Annotated in this window: 18 protein-coding genes and 1 pseudogene; 10 read left to right on the top strand and 9 right to left on the bottom strand. The window is 66.7% G+C overall.

Features of this window, described 5'->3' with window-relative positions; all coding sequences use genetic code 11:
• Window positions 1–2: 2 nt before the first annotated feature.
• Window positions 3–1298 carry a glycoside hydrolase family 130 protein gene (locus ACM608_RS04205; RefSeq protein ID WP_419682011.1) on the top strand — a complete coding sequence of 432 codons (1296 nt, stop codon included), beginning with the start codon at window positions 3–5 and terminating at the stop codon, window positions 1296–1298.
• Between the two features lie 289 nt (window positions 1299–1587).
• Here ACM608_RS04205 and ACM608_RS04200 read toward each other — a convergent pair whose 3' ends face one another.
• Complete coding sequence (locus tag ACM608_RS04200; RefSeq protein WP_419682010.1) at window positions 1588–1812, bottom strand: DUF3072 domain-containing protein; 225 nt, start codon at window positions 1810–1812, stop codon at window positions 1588–1590.
• Between the two features lie 86 nt (window positions 1813–1898).
• Between ACM608_RS04200 and ACM608_RS04195 the strand changes: the two genes are divergently transcribed.
• Both ACM608_RS04195 and cysS read left to right on the top strand, forming a co-directional pair.
• Window positions 1899–2549, top strand: coding sequence for an alpha/beta hydrolase (locus tag ACM608_RS04195; RefSeq protein ID WP_419682009.1), 651 nt, complete (start codon window positions 1899–1901; stop codon window positions 2547–2549).
• Between the two features lie 56 nt (window positions 2550–2605).
• Window positions 2606–4084, top strand: a complete 1479-nt coding sequence (gene cysS / locus ACM608_RS04190; protein ID WP_419682008.1) for a cysteine--tRNA ligase — start codon at window positions 2606–2608, stop codon at window positions 4082–4084.
• 109 nt (window positions 4085–4193) lie between these two features.
• Here cysS and queF read toward each other — a convergent pair whose 3' ends face one another.
• Window positions 4194–4640: a preQ(1) synthase gene (gene queF, locus ACM608_RS04185; protein WP_419682007.1), complete on the bottom strand. Its 447-nt coding sequence runs from the start codon at window positions 4638–4640 to the stop codon at window positions 4194–4196.
• An 82-nt stretch (window positions 4641–4722) separates the two neighbouring features.
• On the opposite strand from queF, the gene metC reads away from it, so the two are divergent.
• The 6 genes from metC to rpsI all read left to right on the top strand — a co-directional run bounded on the left by metC (window position 4723) and on the right by rpsI (window position 10698).
• Window positions 4723–5907 (top strand): cystathionine beta-lyase, encoded by a 1185-nt coding sequence (gene metC / locus ACM608_RS04180; protein ID WP_419682006.1) that lies wholly within the window; start codon window positions 4723–4725, stop codon window positions 5905–5907.
• 188 nt (window positions 5908–6095) lie between these two features.
• Window positions 6096–6896: a TorF family putative porin gene (locus tag ACM608_RS04175; protein ID WP_419682005.1), complete on the top strand. Its 801-nt coding sequence runs from the start codon at window positions 6096–6098 to the stop codon at window positions 6894–6896.
• A 308-nt stretch (window positions 6897–7204) separates the two neighbouring features.
• The gene (gene tgt / locus ACM608_RS04170; RefSeq protein ID WP_419682004.1) at window positions 7205–8323 is read left to right on the top strand and encodes a tRNA guanosine(34) transglycosylase Tgt; all 1119 of its coding nucleotides are present in this window, start codon (window positions 7205–7207) and stop codon (window positions 8321–8323) included.
• A 183-nt stretch (window positions 8324–8506) separates the two neighbouring features.
• Window positions 8507–9451 carry a hypothetical protein gene (locus tag ACM608_RS04165; RefSeq protein ID WP_419682003.1) on the top strand — a complete coding sequence of 315 codons (945 nt, stop codon included), beginning with the start codon at window positions 8507–8509 and terminating at the stop codon, window positions 9449–9451.
• Between the two features lie 216 nt (window positions 9452–9667).
• On the top strand, window positions 9668–10147 hold the full coding sequence (rplM, locus tag ACM608_RS04160) for a 50S ribosomal protein L13 (protein WP_419682002.1): 480 nt from the start codon (window positions 9668–9670) through the stop codon (window positions 10145–10147).
• Window positions 10147–10698: a 30S ribosomal protein S9 gene (rpsI, locus tag ACM608_RS04155; protein ID WP_419682001.1), complete on the top strand. Its 552-nt coding sequence runs from the start codon at window positions 10147–10149 to the stop codon at window positions 10696–10698. Before rplM ends, rpsI begins: the two co-directional genes overlap by 1 nt.
• 233 nt (window positions 10699–10931) lie before the next feature.
• Here the strand turns inward: rpsI and ACM608_RS04150 are convergent, their stop codons facing one another.
• From ACM608_RS04150 to ACM608_RS04140, 3 genes are all read right to left on the bottom strand, one after another.
• Window positions 10932–12302 carry a glutamate--cysteine ligase gene (locus ACM608_RS04150; RefSeq protein ID WP_419682000.1) on the bottom strand — a complete coding sequence of 457 codons (1371 nt, stop codon included), beginning with the start codon at window positions 12300–12302 and terminating at the stop codon, window positions 10932–10934.
• A gap of 57 nt (window positions 12303–12359) precedes the next feature.
• On the bottom strand, window positions 12360–13199 hold the full coding sequence (locus ACM608_RS04145; RefSeq protein WP_419681999.1) for a PhzF family phenazine biosynthesis protein: 840 nt from the start codon (window positions 13197–13199) through the stop codon (window positions 12360–12362).
• 166 nt (window positions 13200–13365) lie between these two features.
• Window positions 13366–13713, bottom strand: coding sequence for a UrcA family protein (locus ACM608_RS04140; RefSeq protein WP_419681998.1), 348 nt, complete (start codon window positions 13711–13713; stop codon window positions 13366–13368).
• A 116-nt stretch (window positions 13714–13829) separates the two neighbouring features.
• On the opposite strand from ACM608_RS04140, the gene ACM608_RS04135 reads away from it, so the two are divergent.
• Entirely contained in the window at window positions 13830–15221 is a 1392-nt protein-coding gene (locus tag ACM608_RS04135) for a PLP-dependent aminotransferase family protein (RefSeq protein ID WP_419681997.1), read from the top strand.
• A gap of 560 nt (window positions 15222–15781) precedes the next feature.
• Here ACM608_RS04135 and ACM608_RS04130 read toward each other — a convergent pair.
• The 4 genes and pseudogenes from ACM608_RS04130 to ACM608_RS04115 form a co-directional block, all read right to left on the bottom strand.
• Window positions 15782–16914, bottom strand: a pseudogene (locus ACM608_RS04130) (OmpA family protein).
• 240 nt (window positions 16915–17154) lie between these two features.
• Window positions 17155–17652 carry a DUF2793 domain-containing protein gene (locus tag ACM608_RS04125; protein WP_419681996.1) on the bottom strand — a complete coding sequence of 166 codons (498 nt, stop codon included), beginning with the start codon at window positions 17650–17652 and terminating at the stop codon, window positions 17155–17157.
• A gap of 12 nt (window positions 17653–17664) precedes the next feature.
• The gene (locus ACM608_RS04120) at window positions 17665–19710 is read right to left on the bottom strand and encodes a phage tail protein (RefSeq protein ID WP_419681995.1); all 2046 of its coding nucleotides are present in this window, start codon (window positions 19708–19710) and stop codon (window positions 17665–17667) included.
• Window positions 19711–19761: 51 nt separating this feature from the next.
• Window positions 19762–20516 (bottom strand): IS5 family transposase gene (locus ACM608_RS04115; RefSeq protein ID WP_419681188.1). Its coding sequence is split into 2 segments (ribosomal slippage): window positions 19762–20172 and window positions 20175–20516, totalling 753 coding nucleotides; the frame shifts between segments, so codons are not numbered across the junction.
• Window positions 20517–20525: the final 9 nt, after the last annotated feature.

Below are 20525 nucleotides of genomic sequence, written 5' to 3'. Positions count from 1 at the left end.
CAATGACTGACCTGTTCAATCACGACCTGCGCCTGCAGGCCGATCCTTCGCGGGTCGTCGTCCGCCCGTTTCACATTTCCAACAAGGCGGTGGGGCGTACCCTCAGCCGGACCGAGCGGATCATCCGCGAGGTGCTGGCGATGGACATGCGCACCACCCGATCCGAGCTCAGCCTGGTGCTGCGCGATTTCGAAGCGCGGCACTGGCAGACGCGGCAGGTCTTCCAGGCCCGCTATGACGAGATCGAAGAGCAGATGAAGCTCGACGGATCGCGCATCCATGACGAGAAGAAGCAGCTTCTCGGCGCGTATTTCTGTCATGAGTACAGCTACGCCGCCGCCGCGCTGATGAACCCCAGCATCGTGCCGCATCCCGACCAATCGGGCCTGCGCGAGGGCGCGGTACGCGTGGCGATCTCGCTCCGCGCCGTCGGCGAGGGACACATCTCCTCGGTCTCGTTCCGCGAGGGCATCGTGTCGCCCGATCGCAGTTTCGAGCTGGCGCCCGAACCGCCCTTTGCCACCGCCGCCAATTCGATCGAGATTCCTGACTATCTGGAAGGCGAGATCGACGTGGACGGCCCCGTCACCGTCCACCGCCACAAGGATTCGACGCTCAGCGGCACGGTGATCTTCCCCATCACCGCCGCGCAGCGCAACGGGCTGGAGGACCTCCGCCTCGTCCCCTTCCACCATGACGATGGCAGCCTCGAATATATCGGCACCTACACCGCCTATTCGGGCCGCGAGATCCAGTCGGAGCTGATGCGCACCCGCGACTTCCGCAGCTTCGATCTCGTGCCGATGAAGGGTTCGGCCGCCCGCAACAAGGGCATGGCCCTCTTCCCCCGCAAGGTCGACGGGCAGTACAAGATGATCGGCCGCCAGGACGGCGAGAACCTGTTCATCATCACCTCCGACGACATCGGTCACTGGGACGAGGGCGAGATCTTGCTCACTCCGCGCTATCCGTGGGAGCTGGTGCAGATCGGCAATTGCGGTGCCCCGATCGAGATCGACGAGGGCTGGCTCCTCCTGACGCACGGCGTCGGCGCAATGCGCAAATACTCGATCGGCGCGGTCCTCCTCGACAAGGACGACCCCTCGAAGGTCCTCGGCCGCACCATCCAACCAATCCTCTCGGCCGCTGACGAGGACCGCGAAGGCTATGTCCCGAACGTCGTCTACACCTGCGGCGCGATGAAGATCGGCAAGGATCTCTTCATGCCCTATGGCGTGGCCGACAGCTCGGTCGCCTTCGCGTTCCTGCCCATCAAGAGCCTGCTGCGGATGATGTGAGGCGGCAGGTGGGCCACACTACCATAGGCCCAGTCCAACGCCGTTCGCCCTGAGCTTGTCGAAGGGCCAGCACCAATCGCCTCACCGGCGCTTCGACAGGCTCAGTGCGAACGGAGGTTAGGTTTGGGAAAGCGGTGAAGCCGAGCTCCGGGCTTAATCGGGAGGGCGTTTGACCCGTCCCTCGACTACGCTCGGGACGAGCGGTGAGGTCGCGTCAATGCTTCCCATGGCCCCCACGCGAAAACCCGTTCGTGCCGAGCGAAGTCGAGGTACGGTCAACAGGCGAACCCTAGCGCCCCAACTCCCCCTTCGCCGCGTCGATCTGCTTCGACGCTTCCGCCTTGGTCAAATCCTCCGCAGGTGGCTCCACATGCGCCTCTTCGGTAAGCGTGGTCAGGTAAGACGCCTGGGCTCCGGTCATCGGCTCGCCGCCGGTCACCCAATTGTCCGGGTCCTTCTCGGCATTGGACGCCGGATGCTCATCGAGCTCGGGATTATGCGCGGGCTTGGTCATCGATCATCTCCGTTCTTGTTATGTTCAACACCCCGCCGCGCGCGAGGTTCCGGGAACGGAGCGCCGGCCCGATCGCTTCTGCGACCATGCCAGCATCCTATTCCGGCGAACGCCTCCTCCCCGCATCAGGCGGCAAGCCGCAGCAGATCGTCCTCCTCCTCCACGGCTTCGGCTCCAACGCCGCAGACATGATCGGCCTCGCCTCGCTCTGGCGCGCGGCCTTGCCCGACACCCTGTTCGTCGCCTGGAACGCGCCGCAGCCCTGTCACGGCGCGCCAGGCGGGTTCCAGTGGTTCGGCTTGCACTCCTTCGACCGGCAGGCGCTTTCCGCCGGCGTTCGCCACGCGGCAACCGGGCTGAACGCCCAGATCGACGCGCTGCTCGCCGAACATGGCCTGAGCGAAGACCGCCTGCTCCTGACCGGCTTCTCGCAGGGAACGATGATGGCGCTCCACATCGCCCTCACCCGCGACCGGCCGGTCGCGGGTGTCGCTGGCTATAGCGGCATCCTCGCCGATCCCCTCACCCGAGGCGTCGTGTCCCGCCCGCCCATCCTCCTCATCCACGGCGCGGCGGACAGCGTCGTGCCGGCCAGCGGCTACCACCAGACCGTCCGCGAACTCCGCACCCTCGGCCTCGAGGTGGAGGCGCATCTCCAGCCCGGCCTCGACCACAGCGTCGACCCCGACGGCATCGCCCGCGGCCTCCGCTTCGCACAACGCGTGCTGCCGGCCTGATCGACGCGCCCGCTCCGGGGGATGACGCCGGGCCGTGCCGCCCGTAGAGAGCGGCCATGACCACCGGCGCCCAGATCACTCTGTTCAACAGCCTCGGCCGCGCGCTGCAGCCGTTCACCCCCATCGAGCCCGGCCATGCCCGCGTCTATTCCTGCGGCCCGACGGTCTACCACTACGCCCATCTCGGCAATCTGCGCGCCTATGTCTTCACTGACACGCTGCGCCGCGTGCTTGACTGGAAGGGCTATCGCGTCACCCATGTCATCAACATCACCGATGTCGGCCATCTGACCTCCGACGCCGATGCGGGCGAGGACAAGATGGAGAAGGCAGCGGCCGGCACGGGCAAGGACATCTGGGAGGTTGCCGCCTTCTACACCGACGCGTTCAAGACCGACCTCCGCCAGCTCAACATCCTCGACCCCAGCCGCTGGTCGATCGCAACAGACCACATCGACGACATGCTCGACTTCGCGAAGGCGATCGAGGCGAACGGTGCCGCCTATCCGCTCGACACCGGCCTCTATTTCGACGTGACCAAGGTGCCCGATTACGGCGCGCTCGCCGGCGCCCCGCCGCAGGACGACGGCGGCGTCGCCCGCATCGCCGAGGTGGAGGGCAAGCGCCACCCCGCCGACTTCGCTCTCTGGCGCAACTCCCCTTTGGGCGAGACGCGGCAGATGGAGTGGGATTCGCCCTGGGGCCGTGGCGCGCCCGGCTGGCACCTCGAATGCTCGGTGATGAGCATCAAATATCTCGGCGCGCAGTTCGACATCCACACCGGCGGAATCGATCATCGGGAGATCCACCACCCGAACGAGATCGCGCAGAACCAGGCGTTCACCTGCACCTCCGCCACCGGCGCGAACTACTGGCTGCACAACAACTTCCTGGTAGATCGCGGCGGCAAGATGTCGAAGTCGAAGGGCGACATCTCGACGCTGCAGTCGCTGATCGATCGCGGCGTCCACCCCCTCGCCTACCGCCTGCTCTGCCTGTCGGCGCATTACCGCAGCGAGCTGGAGTTCTCGGCCGAGGCGGTCTCCGGTGCTCTTACCCGCCTCCGCCGCCTGGCGATCGCCGTGCAGGCGCTGGTCGACCGGCATGGCGAGACGCACTTCCCGCTCGACCGCGAGCGGCTGGAAGGCGACCTGCCGAAAGCGGCGACCGACCTCCTCACCCAGTTCGACGCGGCGGTCTCGGCCGACCTGATGACGCCGCAGGCGTTGCCGCTCCTCGATCAGGCGATCGCGTCCAAGGCGCTATCGCTTGAGGAGAAGCTGCGCGTAATCGCCTCGATGGACCGCGTCCTCGGCCTCGGCATTCTCGACCTCCGCCGCGCCGACCTCCGCGTTCGTCCGGTGGATGCGCTGATAACCGAGGCGGAGATCGACGCTCGCTTGGCCGAGCGGAAGGAAGCGCGCGCGGCCAAGGACTTCGCCCGCTCCGACGCGATCCGCGACGAGCTGGCAGCGCAGGGTGTCGAGGTGATGGACGGAGACCCGCTAGGCTGGGACTGGCGGGTTACGCTCTAGCAAGAGACCCGTTCGCCCTGAGCGAAGTCGAAGGGCGGGCAACAAGCGACACTTTCGTAACCCGTGCTTCGACTTCGCTCAGCACGAACGGGTTTACTCGATCGAGAGCTCACCCCCGCCCGCGATACCCCGGCACGTCCTGCGCCGGCACCCACAGGCCCGCCGGCGGCTCCCCCGATTGCCAGAACACGTCGATCGGAATGCCCCCGCGCGGATACCAGTACCCGCCGATGCGCAGCCAAACCGGCATCATCTCCGCCACCAGCCGCTCGGCGATCCCGACGGTGCAATCCTCATGGAACGCCGCATGGTTGCGGAACGCGCCGAGGAACAGCTTCAGCGACTTCGACTCCACGATCGTCTCGCCGGGCGCATAGTCGATGACGAGATGCGCGAAATCCGGCTGGCCGGTGACCGGGCAGAGCGAAGTGAACTCGGGCGCGGTGAAGCGCACGAGATAGGGTCTGCCGGTGCGCGGATTGGGCACGTAGTCGAGCACCGCCGCTTCCGGTGACACCGGAAGGGCACTGGTCTGGCCAAGATGGAGCGGGTTCATGGCGGCGCAGATAGGAGTGTCTCACCGCAAACGCCACCGGACGATGTGACAATATCAGAGGCCTTCTTCTATGCGTATGCGCATGAAGAAATCCGACACCCACCGTATCGCCACCCGCCTCGCCAACGCGGGACGGCGCAAGGAATGGACCAACGGCATCGTCAACCCGCCCGTCTGGCGCGCATCGACGATCCTGTTCGACACGGTGGCCGACCTCCGTCACGCCGTCGCCAACCCCGACGACACGCTCTACTATGGCCGCCGCGGCACGCCGACCCAATGGTCGCTGGCCGAGGCCCTGACCGAGCTGGAGCCCGGGGCCGCCGGCACCATGCTCTACCCCTCTGGCGTGGCGGCGGTCGCAACCGCGCTCCTCTCGATCCTCAAGCCGGGAGACGAGCTGCTGATGGTCGACAGCGCCTATGAGCCGACACCGGTGTTCTGCGACAACGTGCTGAAGCCGATGGGCATCACCACCCGCTATTACGATCCGCTGATCGGCGAGGGCATCGCCGACCTGATCGGCCCCGCCACCCGCGCCATCTTCATGGAAAGCCCCGGCAGCCTGACCTTCGAGGTGCAGGATGTCCCCGCCATCTGCGCCGCCGCGAAGGAACGAGGCGTCGTCACCCTCCTCGACAACACCTGGGCGACGCCGCTCCTCTTCCCCGCAATCGCGAATGGCGTCGACCTGACGATCCTGGCCGCGACCAAGTATATCGTCGGCCATTCGGATGCGATGATCGGCGCGGTGACCGCCGCGCCGCCCGTCTGGGAGCAACTCCGCCGCACCACCCGCCTCTACGGCCAGCATGTCGCCCCGGACGATGCCTATCTGGCCAGCCGGGGCCTCCGCACACTCGGCATCCGGCTGAAGGCGCATGAGGAGAACGGCATCAAGGTGGCCCGCTGGCTCGCCGAACAGCCGGAGGTCGCGGCTGTCCTCCACCCTGCCCTCCCCGGCTGCCCCGGCCACGAACCCTGGGCGCGCGACTTCAACGGCGCCTCCGGCCTGTTCTCGATCGCGCTCGCCGGCGGCGGGGACGAGGCGCGCGTCGCCTTCGTGGACGCGCTCGACCTCTTCGGGCTCGGCTTCTCCTGGGGAGGTTACGAAAGCCTCAAGCTGCCGGTCGATCCCCGTCGCCGCGCGACCCCGTGGCCGCAGGAGCAGAACCTCGTTCGCCTGCACATCGGCCTCGAAGACCCCGACGACCTCATCGCCGATCTCGCCCAGGCGCTCGCCCGCTTCAGACATGTTGCAGAGTAGCAACATTACAGACACATTGTTAACGCACCAGCGCTGTCAGACATGATTTGGAATTGTGCAGCAGGGCACAGCGCTTAATGCTCTCACCCGGGGCGGCAAGCTGGGGTCTGCGCGAAGACGCATGACACACCGGCACAGCCCCGCCGCGGGATGGAAACCGAAGACTTCTGGTTTCTAGGGAGAATTACATGCGCAATTCGCTGATCGCCGCTTCGGCGCTGTCTCTGGTCGTGCTCGCCACGCCCGCCTTCGCGCAGGATGCCGAGCCCGCCGCACCCTTCACCATCACCGGCACCGCCGCGCTCACCACCGACTACCGCTTCCGCGGCATCTCGCAGACCAACGAGAAGCTGGCGGTGCAGGCCGGTGCCACCATCGCGCATGAAAGCGGCTTCTACGCCAGCTTCTGGGGCTCCTCGATCGACGATTACGTCTATCTGGATGCCGATGCGGAGGTCGACCTGATCCTCGGCTATTCCAAGACGGTCGACGGCTTCACCCTCGACGGCGGCGTGCTTTATTACCTCTACGCCTCCGCCGCCCCCGGCATCCGCAGCGACTTTTTCGAGCCCTATGCCAGCGTCAAGTACACCTATGGCCCGGTCACCGGTAAGCTCGGTGCCGCCTACGCACCGAAGCAGAACGCGCTGAGCCTGGACGGCTATGCCAGCCGCGAGGACAACCTCTACGTCTATGGCGAGCTGTCGACGACGATCCCCGGCACGCCGATCGGCATCTCCGGCCATCTCGGCTACAGCCACGGCCGCAGCGCCCTGACCTTGGGTCAGAAGGACTATTTCGACTGGAACATCACCGGTTCTTACACCTACAAGAACGTCACCTTCGGCGTCTCCTACGTCGACACCGACTTCAAGAAGAGCAGCCCCTACCTGTTCTTCCCCGGCCTCGACACCGCGCCGGGCTATGCCAAGAACGGCTACGATCTGGTCGATCCGACCATCCTGGGTTCGGTCACCTTCGCGTTCTGATCCGGGCCTGAGTTGCACAAGGAGGCGGCGGAGCCAACGCTCTGCCGCCTTTTCGTTTAACTCCCCCCGTTCGCGCTGAGCCTGTCGAAGCGCCAACGCAACCGTCGCTCCAGCACTTCGACAAGCTCAGTGCGAACGGGAGTGGTTGGATTCCTCGCTTCGACAGAACCTCTCACGTCATCCCAGCGAAGGCTGGGATCGCGATGAACGGCACGCCCCGGCCCGAGCGATGCCAGCCTGCGCTGGCATGACGCTGCTCGGGAACTCATCAGATGGACGCCTTCTCCCGCCCACGCTAATCCCCCGCCATGCCTCCTCGGTTCCAGTTCACCATCGCCGCGACGGACGGCCGCGCGCGCACCGGCATGATCGCGATGCGCCGGGGCGAGATCCGCACTCCCGCCTTCATGCCCGTCGGCACCGCCGCCACAGTCAAGGCGATGAAGCCGGCGGACGTCCGCGCGACCGGTGCCGACATCATCCTCGGCAACACCTATCACCTGATGCTCCGCCCCGGCGCGGAGCGGGTCCGCCGCCTCGGCGGGCTGCACGCCTTCATGGGCTGGGACCGGCCGATCCTCACCGACAGCGGCGGATATCAGGTGATGAGCCTCTCCGCCCTCACGAAGCGGTCGGAGGAGGGCGTCGCCTTCGCCAGCCATCTCGACGGCTCCCGCCACATGATCAGCCCCGAGCGCTCGACCGAGATCCAGCGCCTGCTCGGCTCCGACATCATCATGGCCTTTGACGAACTGGTCCCCACCACCTCCACGCGCGAGGTGCAGGCCGCCGCGATGGAACGCTCGATGCGCTGGGCCAAACGCTCCCGCGACGCCTTCCTCTCCGACCCGCATAGCGAGGCCGCCGCCCAGTTCGGCATCCAGCAGGGCGCGCTTGACGAGGGCCTGCGCAAGGCCTCGGCCGACGCCCTCCTCGACATCGGCTTCGACGGCTATGCGGTCGGCGGCCTCGCCGTGGGTGAGGGGCAGGAGGCGATGTTCGCCTGCCTCGACTACGCCCCCGGCCAGCTCGACGCGACGAGGCCCCGCTACCTTATGGGCGTCGGCAAACCCGACGACATCGTCGGCGCGGTGGAGCGCGGCATCGACATGTTCGACTGCGTCCTCCCCACCCGCTCCGGCCGCAACGGCCAGGCCTTTACCTGGGACGGCCCCCTCAACATCCGCAACGCGAAATATGCCGAGGACCAGACCCCCCTCGACCCCGAAAGCCCGACCGCGAACTGGACCAAAGCCTACCTCCACCACCTCGTCCGCTCCGGCGAAATGCTAGGCGCGATGCTGATGACGGAACACAATCTGTGGTTCTACCAGCGCCTGATGGGGGGATTGCGGGAGGCAATCGCGGAGGGGCGGCTGAAGGCGTTCGCGGATGGGTTCAGGGCGCGGTACTGCAAAACTGTGTGAGGCCCGCTTCGACTAACGAGGATCAATCTGCGGAAAACGCTTCCCCTACAAACCTCGCTTCTTAGTACCCGATTGGGTCCACGTCTGCTTGGACAGCATGACATTATTTTTTCGGATAAGGCTACCTTTGACACGCCTCCCTCGCCAAGCTTACGCTCTTATAAAAGTCGAGTGGGAGCGTAAATGGATCGGCGTGTCGGGCATCAGATCACCTATGAGTTCGACGGTCGAGCGACGGTCACCGAGGTCGCTAAGTCGCTCACTGCTCAAGAGAAGCTCTTTCGCGAGGCGTTGTTCGTTCTGGAGGAATGCTTTCCTGAACTCGAGGTCGAACGCGCCGAGATCATCGTTCGTGAGATCGTCCAAAACAGTCCGATGCGCCACCGGCTTGAGGGCATCGTCATCGCTGCATTGTCGCCAGGGCTAACGGAAGACATGCCTGCCGATATCATACAACTTATCTTCGGGTATAATGTCCCCGACAGTTATGACAGCTTTGTCTCTCTAATCATGCTGTTGGTTAGCATGTGGGGTGCAGAGAGACTCGTAAAACGGCTTAAGCGCATGAAGGATGATGGCGAGCGCAAACGCCTGGAGGCGAAGGAAGAAGCCCTAGCGGAAGAGCGTCGTAGATTGACGAATGAAGCGGCCAATCATCTCTCAATTCCAACTGAGCAGCTTGCAGAGGCGCTATCAACGGTTCTTGGAAAGCGTCAGGTGAGTGTCAGTAAGGCGTCGATGGACTTTCTTGCACCAGCACGTCGCCATAACGCAACGGCGATTACTCTGCCCAGCGGTGAGGGAATACGGCAGAGCGCAATCTCAGCCATTCCTAGTGAGGTAGATATCGCTCAGTATCAGCCTCCTGTAGAAACGGCCCTGTATGAAGGCGTGATTGTATCCTTCCTTCGTCATGACAAGACTCGTCCGAAGGATTGGGCAGCAACGATCGCCGAAATCTCACATGATCGTAAGCCGCTTCATCTCGCACCCGACATCCGGCCAGACGACCTTTTTACAAGAGAGTCTGTGCGCGCCGATGTGCTGGTCACTTCCGTTCTCGACAATGACGGCGATTATGTCCCTAGCATATACTACATGACAAAGGTTTATACGGACGGATCGTAGTCTTCTCGACTCGTCGGCCGCAAGGCGGTCAAAAGGTTACCGTCAGGCTGATGGACCGGCCCCCGTGACCAGCGATGCCATGACCACCGCGCTCGACGAGGTATCATGATACCTCACGCTTTTTCTTGACGGCGCAACCCCTTTCCCCCATTAGCGCCTCCGTCAGCGCCGTCCCGCAACGGGCGGCGCGCTTTCGTTATTCACAAAGAGGCACCCATGAAGGCGCTGATGAAGACGACCAAGTCGGCCACGCCGTCGACGGTCGAGAAGAAATGGCATCTGATCGATGCCGATGGTCTAGTCGTTGGCCGCGTCGCCTCGATCATCGCCAACATCCTGCGCGGCAAGCATAAGCCGAGCTTCACCCCGCACATCGATTGCGGTGACAACGTCATCGTCATCAACGCGGACAAGGTGCGCTTCACCGGCCGCAAGCTGACGCAGAAGATGTACTACAAGCACACCGGCTATGCCGGCGGCATCAAGGAAGTCCGCGCCGACAAGGTGCTTGACGGCCGCTTTCCGGAGCGCGTGCTCGAAAAGGCCGTGGAGCGGATGATCCCGCGCGGCCCGCTCGGCCGTCAGCAGATGCGCAACCTCCGCCTCTTCAAGGGCACCGAGCATCCGCACGCCGCGCAGGACCCGCAGGTCCTCGATGTCGCGGCCATGAACCGCAAGAACAAGGTGGGCGCATAATGTCCGACAACCGCCAGTCCCTTTCCGACCTCGCGTCGCTGACCGGTCAGGAGCCGGCCGCCCCCGCGCAGGCCCCCGCCGCCGAGGGCGCCGCCTATAGCGACGCCCCGGCCTATGAGGCCCCGGTCTCCACCATGCCCCTGCGCGAGCAGATCATCGACGCCCAGGGCCGCGCCTATGCCACCGGTCGCCGCAAGGACGCGGTCGCCCGCGTCTGGGTGAAGCCCGGCACCGGCAAGATCACGATCAACGGCCGCGATCAGGAGGTCTACTTCGCCCGCCCGACGCTGCGCCTCGTCATCAACCAGCCCTTCGGCGTCGCCGGCCGCGAGGGCCAGTACGACGTCGTCGCCACCGTCACCGGCGGCGGCCTCTCGGGCCAGGCCGGTGCGGTGAAGCACGGCATCGCCCAGGCGCTGACCAAGTACGAGCCGGTGCTGCGCGCCCCCGTCAAGGCCGCCGGCTTCCTCACCCGCGACAGCCGCGCGGTCGAGCGCAAGAAGTACGGCAAGGCCAAGGCCCGCCGCAGCTTCCAGTTCTCGAAGCGCTAAGTTTCGCGACAATTCAAAACGGAAAAGGCGGGGCGCAATCCCCGCCTTTTTTGTTGCGCGGATGTGCGTAGGCGAAGAGCGGTTCGAACAGCCCGCCTGCGGCCAATCCCGTTCGCGCTGAGCCTGTCGAAGCGCCAGCGCAACGGCCTTCCCCGACCCTTCGACAGGCCCGTCCCGAGCGAAGTCGAGGGGCTCAGGACGAACGGCCTGCCAGCCGTAATCACGCTCGCGGCTTAGAAGCTCTTCGCCTCGTAAATCTTCGACAGGTCGCCGCCCCATTCGCCGTGGTAGCGGTCGAGCAGAACCTCCGCCGGGGTCTTCCCCCGTGCGATGATGTCGCGGAGCGGCTGGAGGAATCCGCTCTCGTCATCGCCGGCGCCGTTGAACCGCGCCCGCGCCTTCAGGCCACCCTCGGCGATGTCGAGCACCAGCCCACCGAGCGTCCGGAAATCGCGGCCGCGCGGGCCGGTGGCGGCGAGGCCGAGCTTCGGCACCTCCGCGCGGATGCGGCGATGGTCTTCGATTGTCCAGTGCTTCACCAGATCCCAGGCGGCGTCCAGCGCGCCTTGATCGTAGAGCAAGCCGACCCAGATCGCCGGCAGCGCGCAAATCCGGTTCCACGGCCCGCCATCCGCGCCGCGCATCTCCAGAAAGCTCTTCAGCCGCACTTCGGGGAAGGCGGTCGACAGATGATCGGTCCAGTCGGCGATCGTCGGCCGCTCGCCGGGTAGCACCGAAAGCTTGCCGTCGAGGAAGTCGCGGAAGCTGAGGCCCGCCGCGTCGATATACTTGCCGTCGCGGAAGACGAAGTACATCGGCACGTCCAGCGCGTAATCGGCATAGCGCTCGTAGCCGAACCCGCCCTCGAACACGAAGGGCAACATGCCGGTTCGTCCCGGATCGGTGTCGGTCCAGATATGGCTGCGATAGGACAGGAACCCGTTCGGCTTGCCCTCCAGGAACGGAGAGGCTGCGAACAGGGCCGTGGCGAATGGCTGCAGCGCCAGGCCGACGCGGAACTTCTTCACCATGTCGGCTTCGGACGCATAGTCCAGATTGACCTGAATGGTGCAGGTCCGCAGCATCATGTCGAGGCCCATCGTCCCCACGCGGGGCATGTGCCGCAGCATGATGGCATATCGCCCCTTCGGCATGATCGGCAGCTCGTCGCGCGTCTTGTCCGGCCACAGCCCGACGCCGAGATAGCCGAGGCCGAGCCGGTCGCCGACCGCCTTCACCTGCTCCAGATGCCGCCCGGTCTCCGCGCAGGTCTCGTGCAGGTTCTCCAGTGGCGCGCCCGACAGCTCCAGCTGCCCCGCCGGTTCCAGGCTGACCGTGCCGTCCTTGCCGGCGAGCGCGATGACATGGCCGCCTTCCTCCACCGGGGTCCAACCGTATTCGGTGAGGCCGGCGAGCAGGTCGCGGATGCCGCCCGGCTCGTCATAGGACGGCGCGCGGTGGTCCTCCTTGCGATAAACGAACTTCTCATGCTCTGTGCCGATCCGCCAGCGGTCCTTCGGCTTCTCGCCCTTGGAGAAAACCGAGATCAGGTCGGCGCGACCTTCGATCTCCGGGCTGGCGCTGGTGTCGGTCCGCGTCGTCATGGCCGCCCCCTAGCCGCGCCGTGATCGGGACGCCAGCGGGATTTCAGACGGATCGGTTCAGAAGTCGATCGTGCCGCGCACCATCGTCCGCGTCGCTCCCGCGACCCATACCGTGCCGTCTTCGTCGCGCTCGACATGGATGCGCCCGTCCCGGCCGATCGCAGCACCCTGGGCCGCCACATAGGCCCCCGACACCCGCCCGCTCGTGTAGAGCCAGTCCGCAACCGAGGCGTTGAGGCTGCCGCAGACCGGGTCCTCGATCAACGTGCCGTTCTGGTCCGAGAACAGCGCCCGGATCTCCCAGCGCGCGTCGCCACCCGCCGGATGCGGCCCGACGATCCCGATGTCGAACCGCCGCCCCGGCGCACGCTCCGGACGCACCGCCAGCACCGCCTCGGCCGATGCGAGCATCACCGCCACCCAGCCGGGGCCGTTGTCCACCCATTGCGCATCGACGATCTCGCCGACCGGCAGGTTCAGCACAGCCGCGATATCAGCCAGCTCCGCCTCCGAAACCGCGCCGGATCGCACCAGCGGCGGCCCCGCAAAGGCCAGCCGCTCGCCTCGCTTCACGCGCACCAGCCCCGCCCCGCATTCCTGCACGACGAAGCCCCCATCGCGCGGCACCCCGCCCGCCTCCAGCCAGGCATGGCAGGTGCCGAGCGTCGGGTGCCCCGCGAACGGCAGCTCATGGCTCAGCGTGAATATCCGCACCCGGTAATCCGCGCCCGGATCGGTCGGTGGCAGCAGGAACGTCGTCTCGGACAGGTTCAGCCAGCGTGTGATCGCCAGCATCTCCTCGGTCGAAAGCCCCGTGCCATCCGCCACCACCGCCAGCGGGTTCCCGCTGAACGCCGCCTGCCCGAACACGTCCACCATCTGGAATGCGCGCGCCATGCCTGCTCCTTCATTCACCCGTCTATCCCGAACGAAGTCGAGGGACACCAGCCGAGCGTAGCCGAGTCATCCACGCTGGACATCTCGTCTTCGCTCGATGTTCGTCCCTCGACTTCGCTCGGGATAGACGGAGAGCGGCACGCCTCCTGCGACAGCCCCCAGAATGTCACTCCACCGCCGCGACCGCGCTGTCCGCCCGGCCTTCATAGGCCGCCGCCAGCAACGGGCTGCGCGATCCACGCACGGCGTTTGCCACGCCATCGCGGTAGCAGTCCGACTTCGCCGCATCGCGCTTCACCACGGCAAGGCTCCCGGCCGGCGCACCGCAGACCTCAAGCGCCGCCGCTTCGATCCGGTTGAGCAGAACCTGTGCCGCCCTGGGGTTGGCCGGACGCGTGTCCTTCACCACGCGAGCCTGCGTCACGACACCGCCGTCGGCGGCGGCCACCATCACCGGCGCGCCCAGCATGATCAGGCCCAGCAAGGGGCCGACGAGATGCTTCCTGTCGCTCATCCTGTCCTCCTTTTCGGTCATCGAGAGCATCGCCTCTCTCGCCAAACGGAGCTTCCACCGATAGTGACGGTTCAGTACGATTCGAACGAACTGTACCGGTGAAAGGGACAGGACAGTTGAGCGACACCCTCGAACGCAGCCGCACCGAAGAGGTGATGCAGGCGATCCGCCAGCGCATCGAACGGCGGATGCTCACCCCCGGCGCGCGCCTCCCCTCGGTCCGCGCGATGGCGGAGGCGAGCAACGTCTCCAAGTCGACCGTGGTCGAGGCCTATGACCGGCTGGTGGCGGAAGGGGTGATCCGATCGCGCCCCGGCTCCGGCTTCTACGTCGCCGCCCCGCTCGCCCCGCTGGCGCTCGCCGACATCGGCCCCGCGCGGGACCGCCAGATCGACCCGCTGTGGATGCTGCGCCACTCGCTCGAGGCGCGGGCCGATGCGCTGCGCCCCGGCAGCGGCTGGCTGCCCCAGGCGTGGATGGCCGAGGACACGATCCGCAAGGGCCTGCGTCACCTCTCGCGTGCGGATGCGGGCGACATCCTCGTCAACTACGGCACCCCCCATGGGCCGGAGCCGCTGCGCCGCCTGATCGCCCGCCGCATCAGCGATCAGGGTGTCGAACTCGGCCCCGATCAGGTGCTGATGACCGACAGCTGCACCAACGCGCTCGACCTCGTACTGCGCTTCCTGATCGAGCCAGGCGACACCGTGCTGATCGACGACCCCTGCTACTTCAACTTCCACGCCATGCTGCGCGCGCATCGCGCCAAGCCGGTCGGCGTGCCGATGACGCCGCACGGGCCCGACATCGCCGCGTTCGAGGCGGCGCTGGTCGCGCACCGCCCGCGCGTCTACATCACCAACGCCGCCGTCCATAACCCGACGGGTGCCGCCATCACCGCCCCAATCGCCCACCGCCTCCTCAAGCTGGCCGAGGCGCACGACCTGGTCATCGTCGAGGACGACATCTTCGCCGATTTCGAGATGGAGCCGGCGCCCCGCCTCGCCGCCTTCGACGGCCTCGACCGGGTGATCCGCATCGGCAGCTTCTCGAAGACCTTGTCGAGCGCGGTACGCTGCGGGCATGTCGCCGCCCGGCCGGACTGGATCGCGGCGATGGCCGATCTGAAGATCGCCACCGCCATGTCCACCAACGTGCTGTCGACGGAACTGCTCTATTGCGCGCTGACCGACGGCAGCTACCGCCGCCATGTCGAAAAGGTCCGCGTTCGCCTCGCCGCCGCCATGCGCAGCGCGATCGCAAGGCTGAAGGGACTCGGCATCGAGCCGTGGATCGAGCCCTCCGCCGGGCTGTTCGTCTGGTGCCGCCTGCCCGCTGGCCTCTGCGCGACCGAGATCGCCAGCGCCGGCCTCGCCCACGACATCCTCTACGCGCCGGGCGATGTCTTCAGCCTGGCGGGCACGGCGGGCGATTACATGCGCTTCAACGTGACGGCCATGGACGAACGCGTCTACCGCCACCTCGCCGCCATGATCGGCGGGCGTTAAATCCGGACTGTCGAGACGTATTCGTAAGGCGTGAGGCGGCCCACCGTCGTGAGGCAGCATGCGAGGTTGTGGGTGGCCGTGAACTCAGCGAGATGTACCCGTCGCTGGTTCTGGGTCTCGTGGTGGAGCGTTAACGGTGGCTTCCTCACTCGCGCGGTTCATCCACTTGAGCCGTTCGTTCGTCCTGAGACGGTCCGGCTTGCTGAGGCGCCCGACGGCCAGAACAGGTCGAGCTTGCCTGCGGCAGTCTGCACCTTGGCGACGTCCATGTGAAGGAAGGGCTCCGGATGGCGCCTGAAGCGCTGCGCTTGTCACCCTCGATGCCGGGAAGGCGCCATAGCCGTGCCGCTGTAGTCATGGGCGCAGTGCTGATCACACGATCAAGCCGCAGGACCGAATAGGTCGAAACTGACGCAGCTGCCGCTCCAGGAGCGTCCCATGCTGCGTATCACCCGCGTTTTCCCTGCGCGCCCTTCAGAGAAAAAGGGCCGGCCCTTTCGGACCGACCCTCTTCTTGAACGTAGTCACCGTCCTCCCGGCCGAAGCCGGGAGGGGAGGCCTTACATGCCCGAACCCGGACCGAAGGTGATCTCCACGCGGCGGTTCTGCGGCTCGCGCACACCGTCGGCGGTTTCGACCAGCGGACGGCTCTCGCCGAACGCTTCGGTCGACAGGGCGGAGGCCGGAACACCCTTGCCGGACAGGTAGGTCTTCACCGCATCGGCACGACGCTGCGAGAGGCCCACGTTGTAGTCGGCAGAGCCGGACTTGTCGGCGTGACCCGCCAGCATGACCGAAGCCGAACCGGTTTCCGCGTAGGACGCCGCAGCGTTGTCGAGGATCGAAGCCGCTTCCGGCGTGATGTCCGACTTATCCCAGTCGAAGAACACGATGAACGGACCCGGGGTCGCCGGAGGCGGCGGCGGCGGGGGCGGCGGGGGGGGAGGCGGCGGCGGCGGGGGCGGCGGCGGGGGCGGGGGGCAGCCGGCTCGCCGAAGTTGTAGATCACGCTCGCCAGGATCGAGTGGGTGCGCAGGCGCGACTTGGTGTCAAACGCATTCAGGTAGTTCGACTGCGTCTTCACGTCATCGACGTTGAAGAAGCGGTACTTGACACCGAAGTCGATGTTGCTGGTCACCGGATAACGGACGCCCGCGATCAGCTGCCAAGCGAACTTGGTGTCCGAATCCGACATCCACACCGGGGACGCGTTGGTCACGCGCAGCGCGTCATACTTGACGCGGGCGATACCGACACCACCGCCGAGATAGCCCTGAAGGCCATCATCCGAGCCGAGATCGACGAGGCCGTTGATCATGCCGCTGAGAGCACGCGTGCTGCCCTTGGCCGCTTCCCAGGTGAAGTCGGCGGACGAGTAACCGGCAACAGTCGGCAGCGCGACGCCACCACCCTGCTCGATCTCGTCGACTTCGAGGCGCTTGTAGGAGACCTCGCCCTCGATGCGGAACGCACCGAAGTCATAGCCGATGATGCCGTCGAAATCGTAGCCGTACTTGCTATCGACGGACAGGGCATTGGCGATCGAACCCTGAGAGCCGTTGGTGTCAAAATCGGTGTCCTCGGCGAGGATACCGCCGCCTTCAGCACCGATGTACCAGGCGCCGTCGCGCGCCAGCGCCGGCGTCGCGAGCGCTGTCGTGGCGAGCGCCGCAACTATGGCGAGCTTCCGCATATTAAACCCCTTTCCAAATCGTCTCTGACGAGACCTTTGAACCCGTAACGGAGCCGTTATTTCCGCGCAAGCGAGGAAGTTCCGGCCATGTTGCCGAAAAGCCACAACTACCTGCAGCCGTTCGACTCGTTGCCGAGGATGTGACCAAGCCCCTCCCGACAGACGTGGCCTGAAACGTGGAAAACCGGCCCCGGTTTCCCGGTCTGACAAATATTTTTGCAACTGCGCGGGTGAGAAGGTTCAGGAGGCGATCAATCCGTGCGCGCGAAGCCTCTGCAGCACCGCAGCGATTGCCGTCCGCGCCGCAGCATCGATGGTGGTCCCACCCGTCGGATCGCCGATGGCTGCACCCCTGGCGCCGACGACCGTCTGCCCGCCGACCGACACGCTGCTGCCCCCTAAATCGCCTGCAATCCAGCCGCTTGCGGTGCGCCGGACCGGAAGGTCGGAAGCCACCAGCCATCCCGTCGTCCCCTCCGGCGCGATGAGAAAGCGCCAGCCGCCCGTCGTCCAGCCGGCGATCGTGCCGTCATGTCCCGCCCAGGCACCGGTCGCACCCTCCCCCACGATCCATGCCTGCCCTAAGGTCGGCGCCGGGGGCGGCGCTATTACGTCCATCGCCTGGATAAGCGGGTGGACGATCGTGTCGATCGCCGCCAGCGCCTCGTTATGCGTCACTTCCTTCTGCGCCTGCCCCGCGCTCAACAGGGGCAGGCCAAGCCGTGCCGTCTCCGCCATCGGTCCATCTCCTCAGATAGCAATTGTCAGCATGGCGGGTGGAAGGCTCGATGCGGCCGTACCCAGCTGCACCACACCCACGGTCAGGCTGCTCGCCCCCGCCGCCCCGTCGGCCGCGCGCATCGCCGCGGTCCAGTCGAACGACGGTGCCGCTGTCTCCACCACCCGTGCCACGCCTGCGGAGGGCGTCAGCGTCACGCGATACCGCTCCGCCTCTTCGCCGAGCGGCGCGTCCGCTGCGTCGCGCCAGGCCCAGCCCGTACGGCTCCGCCGCGTCCAGCCAAGGCTCACCCTGCCATCCGCTGCAATCGTCGCCCGCAGATGCACAGGGCATGGCGGACGCAAGGCACGCGCGGCGTACACCGCCTCGGTCGCCCCCGCCTCCGCATCACCTATCCCCGACGCAGACACCCGCACGGTCCCACCGATCGCCGCCTCGGGCAGGGCGGTCGGCTTCATGGTCGCCGCGTCGATCAAGATGACCCGCTCGCCGCCCGCATGATCGGCCATCGCCCATTCCGTCCCGAACCGCCCGCGCAGCAGCCGCGACAGCCGGAACCTTCGCGCACCGATCTGCTCCGCCCGTCCGAACTGGAGCAGTTCCTCTCCGATCAGGATCAGGTTGGCACCGCCGAACAGCCCCGCATCGTCTCGCCCCGCCAGCCACATCGCATCGTTGAGAAGCTCGACCTCGACGCTGTTCACCAGATCGAACAGCTCGGCCGCGCCCGCAGCCAGCACCGCCGCCGCCGTTCCCATCGTGGCAGGGCGCGCGGTCGCCCCCACACTCTCCCAGCTTGCCCCGCCATCAACGCTCAGCGCCAGCGCCGCGCGCCGCCAGCCCGCCTCCGGCCCCGCCGCCGCGACCCAGAGGCGCGGGACCGTGGCCGCCTTACCCGTCGCCGGCAGATCGATCAGGTGGACGATTGTCGGCCCATGCTGGAGATCGGCCGCACCCGCCGCCCGCCCCGGCGCGGCTGCGGCGGGTGCCGTCCGCTCGGGCGGCAGCGCCACGAGATCGAGCGCCAGCACCATGTCCTCCAGCGCCCATCCCGCAACGCGCCAGCTCTCCGCCCCGCCAGCGATCCTCGCGCACCCACCTGCCGCGACGGGCAGCGCCGCCCAGCCGAGCCGCACCGCCGCAGTCGTTCGCCCCGCCTCGGCCAGTGCCAGCCGATCCTCCGCCAAGGCCCGCGCGACCCCCGCGTCGAGCGCCGCCGGCAACTCAACCGTCTCCACAGTGCGGGCCGCCCGTCCGCTCCGCGCCCGCTGCAGCCCCGCCAGCCAGTCCCGTGCCGGATCGTAATAGGAAAGGTCCACCTCGTCCGGCACCCCGGCCCCGCTCCGCTCCACCCGGCGGCGCGGCTCGGCCTTGCCCGCCGTCGCGCCGAGCGCGTCCGCCGGGATCGCCCGCTCCACCGCCAGGCGCGGATCGATAAGGCGCAGCGCACCACCATCGTCACCCAGCACCAGCCCCGCCGCCCGCGTGATCCCGTCCAGCGCGGATCGCACACTGTCCCCGCTCGCCGCGAACCCGCCGATCAACGGCCCGCCAGCCCCGGACAGGGCACCACCCGACAACGCATCGGCCATCCCGCCGATCGACACCGGCCCCTCATCCGCCTCCACCTCGAAGGTGAGTGACGGAATCCGGTTGCCGAAATCCGCCAGCTGCAGATCCTCGAACACCACATAGGCATAGTCGCGAAAGGCCGGCGTCGCCCCGATCCCCTCCGCCGCCGCGATCAGCGGATCGACCGCCTGCCCCGGTGAGCCAAGGTGCACCCGGAAGGCCCCAATCTCCGACTTGAAGTCCCCCGCACTCCCGCGCAGCAGCTTCCCCTCCGCCCAGATCCGATGCACCGCCCGGATCGGCCGCGCGGAAAGCGCCACCGCAAACCGTGCCGAATAGGAATAGGTGGTGACCTTGGGGCTGCCCTTTGAGCCACCCTCCTTATGCCGGTCCTCCTGGATGTCGGTCGCCCAGATCACCGTGCCGGCCACCCGCATCCGTCCGAACACCTTCGGCACCATCTCCCCATAGGAAGATGTCTGCACCGTCCGGTCGCCCAGCCGCGGCCCCTGCCGCCGCTTTGCTAGGGTCCGGACTCACAACCACCAGATGACGGTGGCGGCGAGGGCGATGGCGCTCATGAAGTTCTTGATGTTGCGATCGAAGCGGGTGGCGAGCCGCCTCCAGTCCTTGAGGCGGCAGAACATGCGCTCGATGACGTTGCGCTGTTTGTAGATGGTGCGGTCGTAGTCGTACTGGACCTTGCGGTTGCAGCGCGGCGGGATGACGGCCTGGGTGCCGCGCTGGTCGAGCCACTCGCGCAACTCCTGACTGTCATAGCCCTTGTCGGCGACGAGTTCGACGGATGGGGGCAGCGCCGCGATGCAGGTCTTGGCGACCTTGCAGTCGTGGACGTTGCCGGGCGTCAGCAGGAGGACGTGAGGGCGGCCCTTGGCGTCGCAGACGGCATGGACCTTGGTGTTCCGGCCGCCTTTGGTGCGGCCGATACCATGGGCCAAGGCCCCCCTTTTCCACCGCCTGCGCAGCGGTGGACCTTGATGCAGCTGCTATCGATGAACAGCCGGTCCGGCGCGTCGTCGGCGCCTGCCAGCGCGCTGAAAATCCCCTCCCAGATGCCGCGCTCGGACCAGCGCACGAAGCGATTGTAGAGCGTCTTCTTTGGCCCGTACACGTCCGAGCAGTCCACCCAGCGACCGCCGCAGCGGAGCGCATGCACGATCCCGCTCAGCACCCGGCGATCATCCACACGTGCCTTGCCGCGAACGTCCGTCGGCAGCAGTGGTGCGATCCGCTCCCACTGCGCATCGGAAAACCAGAAGAAATCAGCCATTCCACCGCC

The sequence above is a fragment of the Sphingomonas sp. ID0503 genome (assembly GCF_048565625.1).
Lineage (GTDB): Bacteria > Pseudomonadota > Alphaproteobacteria > Sphingomonadales > Sphingomonadaceae > JBLZUR01.
This window is presented reverse-complemented; position numbering and strand designations above follow the sequence as displayed.